This is a genomic window from Pediococcus parvulus (genome assembly GCF_007990205.1).
GTDB classification, from domain to species: Bacteria; Bacillota; Bacilli; order Lactobacillales; family Lactobacillaceae; genus Pediococcus; species Pediococcus parvulus.
This window is the reverse complement of the sequence record NZ_BJWE01000011.1, coordinates 1-12,684: the sequence shown is the minus strand read 5'-3', so window position 1 is coordinate 12,684 and position 12,684 is coordinate 1. Positions and strand designations below refer to the sequence as shown.

Genomic DNA, 12,684 nt, shown 5'->3' with positions numbered 1-12,684 from the left:
CCTAATTTCGTTTAGAAAGGAGGATGGCTTTGTTTTCTAAAATTAAAAGATCCATATTTAAAAAACGAGCACCCTGGGAACAAAACTTAGTCGTCCTTTGGCTTGGCACTTTTATGGCCGGGATGGCTTTTAGCGAAGTCATGCCCTTTTTATCCTTATATGTCGACACACTTGGCAATTTTTCCAAGCAACAACTTACATTCTACAGTGGGATTACATATTCTGCAACCTATTTAGTTACCGCTTTAGTTTCACCAATCTGGGGAAAACTTGCCGATTCTAAAGGCCGAAAACTAATGATCTTACGTGCTTCACTTGGCATGGCATTTGTAATTGGCGCAATGGGATTGGTTCAAACAATTTGGCAATTAATTGCTTTACGGATGGTTCAAGGTGTATTTTCCGGGTACATAAGTAATGCTAACGCTTTGTTAGCTACAGAAACTCCTAAAGAAAAAAGTGGTTTGGCTCTAGGAACATTATCAACCGGGTATGTCAGTGGTAACTTGATTGGCCCCTTACTTGGTGGAATTTTAGCAGAATTTTTCTCTTATCGAATTACCTTTTTCATTACCGGGGCCGTCTTATTACTCGTTTTCTTTTTGAGCTATTTCTTTGTGCATGAACATTTCCATCCTGTAGAACGCGCAAAACCTTTAACCGCTAAAGAAGTCATCGGCAAATTAGATAATCCTAAAATTGTGTTTGGCATGTTTATCACAACCATGATTATTCAAGCTTCCAATAATTCAATCACGCCTATTTTAAGCCTTTACGTGCGGCAGTTAATGAAAGAAATTGGCCCGATCACTCTTGTGGCTGGAATCGTAGCTGCCGTTCCTGGAATTGCAACGCTTTTTTCTGCCCCAAGACTTGGTGAATTAGGAGATCATATCGGGACTGAAAAAATTCTTTCCATTGGTTTTATTTTTGCCATTTGTATGTATATTCCAATGGCATTTGTTAGTTCAGTTTGGCTATTGGCTTTCTTCCGCTTTATGGTTGGTATTTCGGATGGCGCCATGTTGCCTGCCGTTCAAGCAATCTTGTCAAAACGCTCGCCTGCCGAAGTAACAGGTCGGGTATTTAGTTGGAATCAATCTTTTCAAGCATTAGGAAACATGTCCGGTCCCTTAATTGGATCTGCAGTTTCTGGAACCTTTGATTACGGATCCGTCTTTATTTCCACATCAGTCTTAGTTGCTTTGAATTTTATTTTGGTTCAAATCAACACGCACGCCGACCGCAAACATTAACCCAAAACAAAAAGCTCGAATCAACGTCACAGTTGGTTCGAGCTTTTTTAAGTACAGAATTACTTGTTGTCGTCTGTAAGTCCGTATTTCTTGTTGAAACGATCGACAGTACCATCGACTTGGTTGAACTTCTGACGACCTGTGTAGAATGGGTGTGAATCAGAAGAAATTTCAACACGAACTAATGGATATTCTTTGCCATCGTCCATTGTGATTGTTTCAGCAGAAGTCTTTGTTGAACCGGAAATAAACTTATAACCAGTTGTTGAATCTTGAAATACGACTTCGTGATAATCTGGATGAATTCCTTTTTTCATTATAAATACGCTCCTTTGCCATGAGTCATTTACTGAGACATAGTTATTTTCTTAAATTAATCAACGACCACTATAATATCATGAATATCTATTACACGCAACTCACTTTTACCGTGGTTTTCGTTTCCGAACGGCTGATTTAAACTTCACATTTTCAATCTCACCTAAAAATTCTTGATCATCTTTAGTATTTTTCAAGAATTGTAACAATTGTTCCGTTGTTTCAAGCGAATCACCCACCATAGCACGGCGAATCCGCCAAACTTGATCCAAAACATTCTGTGGTAATAACAATTCTTCTTTTCTGGTTCCTGATTGTTTTATATCAAGCGCAGGAAAAACACGGCGTTCCGCAAGTTCTCGTGATAAGGTTAACTCAGAATTCCCTGTTCCTTTGAACTCCTCATAGATAACATCATCCATGCGACTTCCCGTATCAACCAACGTGGTTCCCAAAATTGTTAAACTGCCGCCTTCTTCAATATTCCGCGCCGCTCCGAAGAATTTCTTGGGTTTATAAAACGCAGCTGGATCAATTCCACCGGATAACGTTCGACCACTGGGTGGAATCACCAAATTGTATGCCCGCGTTAAACGCGTAATTGAATCCAGTAAAATGACCACATCTTCTTTGTCTTCGACTAAGCGCAGTGCCCGCTCCAAAACAAGTTCCGAAACTCGAATGTGGTTTTTCGGCTCTTTATCAAAAGTCGAAGATACCACTTCACCTTTAATCGAGCGCTCCAAGTCCGTCACTTCTTCAGGACGTTCATCAATCAATAACACAATTAGTTTAACCTTGGGATAATTTTTAGCAATGCCATTGGCAATTGATTTTAGCAAAGTGGTTTTACCAGCCTTGGGTGGGGCCACAATCAGCCCTCGTTGACCAAAACCGATTGGTGTGAAAATATCAATTAAGCGGGTAGACAAGGTTTCCGAGGTTGTTTCTAATTTAATTTGTTGTTTGGGATAAATAGGTGTTAATGCCGGAAAATGAGGTCGTTGTTTAGCTTCTTCGGGATTTTTTCCGTTTACTCGATCAACGTGCATCAAGCCATAATAACGCTCAGATGGTTTGGGGTGTCGAGCTTTTCCTGTGACAAGATCACCATTTCGCAATCCAAACCGAGTAATCTGTGAAGCCGAAATATAAATATCTTCTTGAGAAGGCCCATAATTGATTGGCCGTAAAAAACCAAAGCCTTCCTGGGAGACGATATCTAAAACGCCTTCCATTTCGACAAAGTCTTGTTCCTTAGCTTGAGCCCGAATGATAGCTAAAGCTAATTCTGGTTTGTTCATCTGACCATAATACGGAATCTTAAATTGACGCGCAAAACCATAGATCTGTTTGAGCGTCATTTTTTGTAATTCCGCCATTGTTAAAAAATCGCTCATTCTTTACCTCTATTTAACTTTTTCTTCTGCATCGCTCACAATTTCAATGTTGGCACCCAGTTGCTTCAGCTTATAAACAATGCGATCATACCCGCGCAAAATGTTCTCAGCTTTAGTTATAATCGTTGTTCCCGAAGCCATCAAGCCAGCAATCATCAAGGCCGCACCGGCACGAATTTCACCAGCCTCAACCTCGGCGCCATGTAATTGTTCTGTATGTGCCACAATAATAATATCATTTTCAACTCTAATGTTAGCACCCATTTTTTGCAGCTGTGAGATGTGTTTAACACGTTTGGGGTAAATAGTATCCACAATGACACTACTTCCCTGAGCCTTCATTAAAGCGGGTGTGATGGGCTGTTGAAGGTCCGTTGCAAAGCCGGGAAACGGATTTGTTTTTATTTCAATGGCATGTAAATTACGCGATTCAGGAACATAAATACTATCCTCACCAACATCTAAATCAACTCCAAGCTCCAGAAGCTTTGAGTTAAAAGATTCCAAATGTTCTGGAATGATGTTATTAATTTGGATACCGTTGCCCACTGAAGCAGCCAATGACAAATAAGTTCCCGCCTCAATGCGATCTGGAATAATTGTGTGAGTAGCATTACTACTCAAACTATCCACACCATCAATACGAATGACATCTGTTCCTGCCCCACGAATCCTAGCTCCCATACTATTTAGGAAGGTCACCAGATCAATGATTTCAGGTTCACGAGCCGCATTTTCGATCGTTGTTTGCCCGTTGGCTTTGACAGCCGCCAAAATGACATTAATGGTTGCTCCAACAGAAACGACATCTAAGAAAATATGGGCACCGTGTAATTCACGGTTATCAGTCGTGATATAAACCGAATCGTTTTGTTCGTTAACCGTAGCACCCAAGGCCTTGAATCCTTTGATATGTTGGTCAATTGGACGAGGACCAATATTGTCGCCACCTGGGAAACTTACCGTTGCGCGTTTGAATTTACCTAGCAATGCCCCCATAAAATAGTAGGAAGCACGCAAACTTTTAATTGCCTTACTTGGTAAGGCACTTTCAATTATATTAGTTGGATCAATTTCCATAACACCATTTTCAAACGTAGAATGAACATTCATTGATTCAAGAATGATCATTAAATTATGAACGTCTAAGATGTCTGGAACAGAGTCTAGGCGGACAGGAGTATCGGCTAATATAGCAGCTGGAATTAAAGCTACTGTGCTGTTTTTAGCACCGCCAATTGTCACTTCACCGGAAAGTTGTTGTCCGCCACGGATTACCATTTTTTTCATGTGTACTTTCCTCACTTATCAACATGCTAATAATTGTACAGTCAATTCTAATCATAAATAACCTATATCAAAAAAACAACCATAAATTAAAAAAAATCAATAAACCGAACCCGCCTAAGGGTTATTCACGAAAAACTTATAATTTGACCTAATTTTTCTATAAATTTATTCACAAAAATAGTACACGACTATGTCTTATTGACGATCGTGTACTACTTTGTTTACTGTTATTTATTAGCAGCTGCAATAAAGGCTTTGAACAAACCTTCTGGACGTTGTGGCCGTGATAAGAATTCTGGATGATATTGAGAAGCCACAAAGAATTTCTTTTCAGGTAATTCAATAACTTCAACTAAATGGTTATCAGGAGAAGTGCCGGAAAATACTAATCCATGTTCTTGCATAGCATCCCGATATTTATTATTAAATTCAAAACGATGACGATGACGCTCTTGAATAACATCTTGATTGTCATATGCTGCAGCAGCCACAGAACCTGCTTTAAGTTTGCATGGGTACAAGCCTAATCGTTGTGTTCCACCCAAATCATGAACGTCTTCCTGGTCGGCCATTAAGTCAATAATGTTATGCGGTGTATCAGCATTCATTTCTGTTGAATTAGCATCTTTAAGACCTAAGACATTTCGCGCAAACTCAACGGAAGCCATTTGCATACCTAAACAAATTCCCAAGAATGGTAAATCATTTTCACGAGCATACTGAATGGCCGTAATCATGCCTTCAATTCCACGATCACCGAACCCACCAGGAACGATTAAACCATCTACGTTGCCAAGAATTTCAGAAACATTATCGGTTGTGATTTTTTCAGAATCCACTTTTTTAATTTCAATTTTAGCATTGACTGGATATCCGGCATGTTTCAAAGCTTCAGATACAGAAATGTAAGCATCCTGTAAGGCCACATATTTACCAACTAAGGCAATCTTAATGACATGGTCCAAATCATTACGAACATGTTCTGTCATCTTTCGCCAGTCTTCCATATCAGCTTTTGGTGTCTTAAGACCAAAGTGATCCACAATAATTTGATCCATCCCTTGAACCTGAAGATTCAACGGAATTTGATACAAATTATCCACATCACGTGATTCAATAACAGCTTCTGGATCTACATCACAGAACAACGCAATTTTATTCCGCATGGATTGTGTAATGGGCTTTTCAGTCCGAACTACCAAAATATTTGGTTGAATTCCAAGCCCACGCAATTCCTTAACACTGTGTTGAGTTGGCTTTGTTTTCATTTCTCCAGCTGCACGTAAATAAGGAATCAAAGTGGTGTGAATATAAATCACATTTTCCGAACCCACTTCACTCTTCATTTGACGCAAAGCCTCTAAGAATGGAAGAGATTCGATATCACCAACTGTTCCACCAATTTCAGTAATCACAATATCAGAATCTGTGATTGTCCCAGCGCGCATGATTTTTTCTTTGATGGTATCCGTAATATGTGGAATTACTTGCACAGTGGCACCTAAGTAGTCACCATGACGTTCCTTTTTCAAAACCTCAGAATAGATTTTCCCAGTTGTCACATTGGAATACTTGTTAAGATCATTGTCGATAAACCGCTCATAGTGACCTAAGTCAAGATCAGTTTCTGTGCCATCATCTGTAACAAATACTTCCCCATGTTGATACGGGTTCATCGTTCCTGGGTCAACATTAATATAGGGATCAAACTTCTGAATGGTAACCTTTAGGCCACGATTCTTGAGTAAACGACCAAGAGAAGCCGCTACGATTCCTTTTCCAAGCGAAGAAACAACGCCACCAGTGACAAAAATGTATTTAGTCATTTTATAACTCCTTTGAGGTTTTTTAGGGACATTTATGAAATAATAAAAATGCTCCCTATTCATTTGGAATAGGGAGCACAATTTAAAATCCGTACTGTTTGGCTTTGCACATAGCAAAGCGCCCAATAAAGATAATACAAGGTAACTAATCTAATGTCAAGCTTGAAAAGCTGACTTATTCATCATCATCCGAATCGTCATCATCTAACTCAGATAACTGTCCTTCGATACCATCGGGCAAATCATCATCAGGTAAATCATCACTATCATCATCTTTTGAACTATCAGTATAATCATCATTATTATCGGAATCAAAGTCATTGTCGTCATCAGCAACAACATCATCATCTTCTGGATCATCGGCATCATAATCAATTACGTCGTCATCATCTGCGGCGTCAGCTAAGAAAGCATTAACCTTCTTACGTTTCTTACGTTTTGGACGATCGTCATCTTCATCCTCATCAGCATGAATAATGGCTTCATCAATTGACTCAAAGGGGTACCAAGTACGTAACCCCCAACTATTGTCGCCCAAAGAAATGAAACTACCATCAGTATTTAAATCAGTATAAAATTGTGACAAACGATCGCGGAATTCTTCATCGGTTTTGCCAAGATACTGTTGAACTTCATTAGCAAGATCCACAAATGCCATGGGATCACCATGCTGAGCAAGAATTGCATGAGCAACCTCGATTAATGAAAGTTCAGTTTTGTCTTGACCATCAAAAATTTTCAAATCCAAACTGGTGCACGTCCTTTCAACAGTCTACTCCCTATGATACATTACCTAGGCTGTAAATTGCAATCTAATTTTGTAGTCTCCTAATAAACTTTCACCAGCAAATAACTGGTAATCCACATTCACAGTTCCGGAAAATGGTCGATCACGCACACGAACTTCCAAAAACGGGGTAACTGTATCGACCGGTAAAATTCCGTATGGTGTACGATAACGGGCCTGAATTCGTTTGCCATTACTAAAGCGTAATCGCAATTTGTTTTCACCGGAACGCGTCAATAAGACGTCTCCTTCACTATCAATTTTCATAGTGACCGGAATTTGTTCTTTGGTATCTTCATCCGTTTCTTGGTAACGAATATAAAAAGAATCACCCATTTGAAAAAGTTGACCATCTTCATCAAATGCAAAATGGGACTCTTCTCCTTCTTGTGTGATATAAGTGTCCAAATGAATGGCAACCGGTACACCAGTATTAAGTTCATCCATTAAAGTCAGCACCCTTCTTTCCCAAAAATAACTTCCTTATTAGTATAAACCCAAAAATTCATTCATCATAGCGATTTGGCTTTATTCAAACGGAATTACAAAACTTTGTTATACTAGGCTTAACAAATAACTTTTAGATGGAAGGAAGCCTATTTTCATGGATTACCGTAATAAATTATTGCCAATGGAAAAGGTATTTCGTGACCCGGTTCATAACTATGTTTATGTTCAAAACCAGGTCATCTTAGACTTAATTAATACAAAAGAATTTCAACGTTTACGTCGCATTCATCAACTTGGTACAACTTCACTTGTGTTCCATGGTGCTGAACATACGCGCTTCTCACACTCCCTTGGATGTTATGAAGTTGCCCGGCGCATTTGTGACAGTTTTGAGCGTAACTATCCCTCAAAGACACCTGGCGATGGTTTATGGGACAATTCAGAACGTCTCGTCACCTTATGTGCTGCCTTACTGCATGACATTGGTCATGGCGCATACTCACATACATTTGAGCATATTTTTCATACTGATCATGAAAGCTATACCGAACACATTATTACGGACCCAGAAACCGAGGTTAACCAAGTGCTCCGCCGAGTTTCACCAAAGTTTCCGAGCGAAGTTGCCAGCGTGATCTCTCATAAATATCCAAATCCACAGGTTGTCCAAATGATCTCTAGCCAAATTGATGCTGATCGAATGGATTATCTGCTTCGTGATTCCTATTATACAGGCACAAACTACGGCACTTTTGATTTAACCAGAATTTTGCGCGTGATGCGTCCTTATAAAGATGGCATTGCCTTTTCAATCAGCGGCATTCATGCCGTGGAAGATTTTATCGTCAGTCGTTTCCAAATGTACCTTCAAGTTTACTTTCATCCTGTTTCTCGCTCAATGGAAATGATTTTAAGTCATCTTTTGCAACGAGCAAACGAAATTTATGGCGATGCTACCAATGATAATAGTAAGCAACGCGATTTTATTCCTTATTTTTTGATGCCGTTTTTTAATCACAATGCAACAGTTGCCGATTATTTACGTTTAGATGATGGCGTTTTAAACACCTACTTCCAACAGTGGGAGGACGATAAAGATCCCGTTTTAAATGATTTATCAAATCGATTTTTAAATCGTATCCCACTGAAATCAGTACGCTTTACGCGCGAAACAGAATATTTATTACCTGAGCTGCGAAGCCTCATTGAAAAAGCCGGGTTTAACAGTACCTACTACACAGCTATCAATAATAGCTATGACTTACCATATGATGCTTACGATCCTAGCACCACTAAACCACGGACCCAAATTGAGCTTATGCAACACGATGGTAGTTTAGTTGAGCTTTCAACCGTGAGTGCTTTAGTGGCTGCGATCACGGGACGCGTTTCTGGTGATGAACGTTTCTTCTTTCCTAAAAAAATGCTATCTGAAGATGATAGTGAACTCTTCCACCCAATTTACAAAGAGTTTCAATCGTATATTAAAAACGGAATTTTGCTAGATGCTAAGGGAGGTCAACGCTAATGGCGATCAAAATTGTGGCCATTGACCTTGATGGCACGCTTTTAACCGACAATAAACAAATTACCGACAAAACCGTTTCTGTTATCAAGCAGGCCAGTCAAGTTGGTGTCAAAATTGTTTTATGCTCCGGACGACCACTTACTGGGGTCGCTGAACACTTAAAAAAACTAGGCTTGTCTGGTGATAACCAGTTTGTCATTACTTACAATGGCGCGCTGGTTCAAACAATCGAGGGGCGGACCATTATTCGGCATACTCTAAACTACAATGACTATACTGATCTTGAAGCCTTAAGTCGGAAATTGCGCAGTCATTTTCATGTAGAAACTGAAAACCATATTTATACTGCCAATAAGAATCTGAGTCCTTACACAATTGCAGAAAGTTTTTACGTGCGCATGGGTATTCGGTATCGTGATGTCGGTGAAATGCCAATGAATTTACGAATTCCAAAGGGGATGTTCATTGACCCACCAGAAAAGATCACCGCTCTGCGTGAAAAGATTCCACAAAGCTTTTTAGAGAAATACTACTTTGTGCAAAGTGAGCCTTTCTTTTTAGAAGTTTTAAATAAATCGGCCAGCAAAGGTAACGCGCTGAAAGATTTGGCGAAACGTTTAGGATGGACGTCTGAAAATATGATGGCAATTGGTGACCAAGGAAATGATCTTTCTATGTTAAAAGTTGCTGGAACTCCCGTCGCAATGGGTAATGCAATTCCAGAAGTCAAACAATTAGCCAAATTTGTAACTGCCACAAACGAAGAAGACGGCGTTGCCAAAGCTATTCAAAAATTTGTGTTAACTACTTAGGTTCCAAACAAAAACTCTTTACCAATGACTTCAAAAATCATTTGGTAAAGAGTTTTTTAGATAAATGAAACAAGAATACTGACAACAACAGTAAAAATCCCAATGCGTAAAAAATAGCGTGCTGGCTTTGTAAACACAATTGGACTGTTTTTAATCCGCCCGACTTTGTGAACATCGATCTTTTTTCGCTTCAGTTTTTCTTCACCTTTAGCTGGCCGGCGAAACCACCCCGTTAGTAAATGTCCTCGTTCTAATACAAAGGCCACACCAATTAGTAATAGCGCCAATCCAATCATAAAAAAGTGGTTGCTAGTCACAATGACATTGCGCGTAATCAACCAATCGATTATCCCAGCCAAAATCAAAATGACATCAGTCGTTAAAGCTTTATGCGTTTTAATAAAATTCGTAATTTTCACACCTTTAGCTGCCTCCGAGAACCAAAATTCCCGGTACATTAATTTATGTTTGTATTATACCAGTTTATCAGATTTTTGCCTTTTTGAACGGCGTTTCTTGGGGATAAACGCTTTTTTCTGCCAGCCTTCTTGTAAGGAAGCATTGATGACCCCGCCAATCAAGAGAATCTCCGCAAAAAGATCCAACCACAGCATGATCACAATAAAAGTCCCAATTGTTCTATAGGTGGTAATTTCGCCGCCAAAGTAACGTAAATATAGCGCAAAGAACTGCGTTAGCAACAGTAAACCAACCATCGAAAACGCCGCACCAACCCAGACAAACCGCCAATAGACCTTTGCGGTTGGCACAATGACATACAAAACAGCCAAAATAATGACAGCCGCAATAATGGTAATCGGCCATTTAACTGTGCTCACGATGCCCACCAAGTTTTGAGGTAGATGAAGGATTGGGGTCAAATAAGTCAAAACAGCCGAACTTAATGTGAAGAACAGGACGACCACAACCAAGGCCAACATAAAAATAAGGACAATCACAAAAGACAACAGCCGACTCAGAATAGCATTTGCAGAATTCTCCATTTCATAGGTCGCATCCAACGATTTTTGAAATGCCGAAATGCCGCGACTTGCCGACCAAATTGCCACCACAACTCCTATCGAAAAAATGCCGCCACTATTAGTTGTCAATAACTGACGAATTAAAGGACTCAAAATTTCATAAATATTTTCTGGCATGACCTGTTGCACATATTCTAGAACGGTTTTTATCGGCAAATTCAGTAATGGTAACAGGTTTCCAATTAACAGAAGTAACGGAAAGAATGAGAGCAAAGTATAATACGCAAAAACAATTCCATTGTTCGACACATTTCCACTTTTAAATCGGCGCAAAAAGATTGTGATAAATTTAAAAAAATTTGTTTCTTTAAATTGAGTCCACATAGCTAAATCCTCTTTCGACTTTTCTTTAAGTTTACCAGCTTAGTATTACTTATTGAAACAATAAACAAATAAGGCTGGAAATTTCCAGTCTTATTTGCAAAGGGGGTCATTAAACAATTAGTTGTCTGAGGAGTGTTTTTCAAGTTGGGCGCGTAATGCTTCGTTTTCAGCTTCTTTAGCTTTTAGTTTTCTACGGATCAGCCAGAATGCAATTGCGATCATGATTAACAAGATGAGGACTCCTACCGAGATATAAATCCAGCTATAATTCTTTTTAATTGAGACATCCTTTGCATTTAACACAGCCGCTTTTTTACGAGTAATCGTAAACTGCTTTTTAAAATGCCAAGTCTGCTTTTTAGATTTAGCTGTGATATCCATGACATATGTCCCAGCCTTCAATTTTTGTCCATTTAAATTCAATGCATAATTGAAAACTGAGTTAGGTGCCATTTGCATATTAGAAGTCTTCTGGTGATACAAAATCTTTGAACTACCAGCTTTGGAAACTTTTGCATTTACTGACAATTTATTTAAATAAGTTGCCTTAACATTTCGTAAACGGGAATTGATTACATTTCGAAGGTTGTTTTGACTTGGCTTGACACTTGCCAATTTCATATCAGGTGTAACCTTTTTTGCAGTTTGTTGTAAGACTATTCCCACTAAATACGCATATTCATTTTGGACAGTTGTTCCTTTTTCCTTCTTAGCATCTTTACTAATCTCGGCATTTTCATCTTGAAGACGAATGCCACCAGCCATTACACCATTAAACTTACCTTTAGGCATTTTGATTTTGAAATGGATTTTCTTAGACTGTTTTGCATTTAAGACAATCGTTTTTTCGACTGGCGTTACATATTTAGACAAAGGATACTTCAGGGATGAATCAAAGTTCTTAGCTGATACTTTCTGATATTCGACTACACCATTTAGATTGGTTGTCGCTGTATTTACTTCCGGTTTTATCTTGACTTGTTTTTTAGTCCCGTTTGTTACCGTGACCGTTACAGTTTGGCTAGCACCCGGGTTTAGTTTCAAATCAAAATAGGTAACCTTATTGTCAACTTGATTTTCAGGAAGGTTTGCTTGAACTCCAAAGGTTAGCTGATTTGCCGAAACCGGCAAGATTGTGAGAATGCTTAGTACCAAAGTCATTAGTATCAAGATAAAAGTTTTTCGTTTCACAGTGACAACCTCCTTTACCTAATTATTTTAAGAATTAACTGGTGTGTCTGCTAAACTCCAAGTGAGCGTTGTACTATAGCTATCCGCATTTGGATGTGCTGCAGCTGGAACTTCTAATTTTACTGTTGAGTTATTTGCTTGTCCAAAAACATCAACCCATGTTCCGGAACCACCACCAGCTTTTGCAGCCATCACATTCACAGTAGCACCTCCAGGTTGTAATGCCGCACCATTAGTAGAAGAAGTTACTGTATGATTTGAGCTAGGGTAACTATTCGTGGTTGTTTTAACAATTGCCGAGCCTAAAAGAATTTGCGCACCTGTTAAAGTATTTGCCTTGCTATCTTTGAAGTTGCCTTTTTGACTAACGGTTAGGCTCCAGCCTTTAGGGTCCCCAGCTCGTTGATCTGAAACTTGGACATAGTTTGGAAATGTTTTGCTAGCCCCTTCATCATCTTC

General features: G+C 39.1%; 13 protein-coding genes. 3 read left to right on the top strand and 10 right to left on the bottom strand.

Annotated elements, in window-relative coordinates; genetic code table 11:
• Positions 1 to 29: 29 nt before the first annotated feature.
• Positions 30 to 1,256: a multidrug efflux MFS transporter gene (locus PPA04_RS03865; RefSeq protein WP_057783618.1), complete on the top strand. Its 1,227-nt coding sequence runs from the start codon at positions 30 to 32 to the stop codon at positions 1,254 to 1,256.
• Between the two features lie 59 nt (positions 1,257 to 1,315).
• Here the strand turns inward: PPA04_RS03865 and PPA04_RS03860 are convergent, their stop codons facing one another.
• From PPA04_RS03860 to PPA04_RS03835, 6 genes are all read right to left on the bottom strand, one after another.
• A complete protein-coding gene (locus tag PPA04_RS03860; protein ID WP_057783593.1) occupies positions 1,316 to 1,573 on the bottom strand; it encodes a type B 50S ribosomal protein L31 in 258 nt (85 codons plus the stop codon).
• A gap of 108 nt (positions 1,574 to 1,681) precedes the next feature.
• Positions 1,682 to 2,974 (bottom strand): transcription termination factor Rho, encoded by a 1,293-nt coding sequence (gene rho / locus PPA04_RS03855; RefSeq protein WP_057783595.1) that lies wholly within the window; start codon positions 2,972 to 2,974, stop codon positions 1,682 to 1,684.
• A gap of 9 nt (positions 2,975 to 2,983) precedes the next feature.
• Positions 2,984 to 4,264 (bottom strand): UDP-N-acetylglucosamine 1-carboxyvinyltransferase, encoded by a 1,281-nt coding sequence (gene murA / locus PPA04_RS03850; protein WP_057783596.1) that lies wholly within the window; start codon positions 4,262 to 4,264, stop codon positions 2,984 to 2,986.
• A gap of 227 nt (positions 4,265 to 4,491) precedes the next feature.
• The gene (gene pyrG, locus PPA04_RS03845; protein ID WP_057783598.1) at positions 4,492 to 6,090 is read right to left on the bottom strand and encodes a CTP synthase; all 1,599 of its coding nucleotides are present in this window, start codon (positions 6,088 to 6,090) and stop codon (positions 4,492 to 4,494) included.
• A gap of 175 nt (positions 6,091 to 6,265) precedes the next feature.
• On the bottom strand, positions 6,266 to 6,838 hold the full coding sequence (gene rpoE / locus PPA04_RS03840) for a DNA-directed RNA polymerase subunit delta (RefSeq protein WP_057783600.1): 573 nt from the start codon (positions 6,836 to 6,838) through the stop codon (positions 6,266 to 6,268).
• Between the two features lie 45 nt (positions 6,839 to 6,883).
• The gene (locus PPA04_RS03835) at positions 6,884 to 7,324 is read right to left on the bottom strand and encodes a YwiB family protein (RefSeq protein ID WP_057783601.1); all 441 of its coding nucleotides are present in this window, start codon (positions 7,322 to 7,324) and stop codon (positions 6,884 to 6,886) included.
• A 157-nt stretch (positions 7,325 to 7,481) separates the two neighbouring features.
• Between PPA04_RS03835 and PPA04_RS03830 the strand changes: the two genes are divergently transcribed.
• Entirely contained in the window at positions 7,482 to 8,855 is a 1,374-nt protein-coding gene (locus PPA04_RS03830; protein WP_057783603.1) for an HD domain-containing protein, read from the top strand.
• Positions 8,855 to 9,667: a sugar-phosphatase gene (yidA, locus tag PPA04_RS03825; protein WP_057783606.1), complete on the top strand. Its 813-nt coding sequence runs from the start codon at positions 8,855 to 8,857 to the stop codon at positions 9,665 to 9,667. Before PPA04_RS03830 ends, yidA begins: the two co-directional genes overlap by 1 nt.
• A gap of 56 nt (positions 9,668 to 9,723) precedes the next feature.
• Here the strand turns inward: yidA and PPA04_RS03820 are convergent, their stop codons facing one another.
• The 4 genes from PPA04_RS03820 to PPA04_RS03805 form a co-directional block, all read right to left on the bottom strand.
• Entirely contained in the window at positions 9,724 to 10,086 is a 363-nt protein-coding gene (locus PPA04_RS03820; protein WP_057783607.1) for a DUF3899 domain-containing protein, read from the bottom strand.
• A 54-nt stretch (positions 10,087 to 10,140) separates the two neighbouring features.
• The gene (locus PPA04_RS03815; protein ID WP_057783609.1) at positions 10,141 to 11,034 is read right to left on the bottom strand and encodes a YihY/virulence factor BrkB family protein; all 894 of its coding nucleotides are present in this window, start codon (positions 11,032 to 11,034) and stop codon (positions 10,141 to 10,143) included.
• Positions 11,035 to 11,151: 117 nt separating this feature from the next.
• Positions 11,152 to 12,225 (bottom strand): WxLIP family cell surface protein, encoded by a 1,074-nt coding sequence (locus tag PPA04_RS03810; protein ID WP_057783611.1) that lies wholly within the window; start codon positions 12,223 to 12,225, stop codon positions 11,152 to 11,154.
• Positions 12,226 to 12,252: 27 nt separating this feature from the next.
• Positions 12,253 to 12,684 (bottom strand): WxL domain-containing protein (locus PPA04_RS03805; RefSeq protein WP_147206715.1); only part of this gene is annotated, 432 nt, incomplete at its 5' end.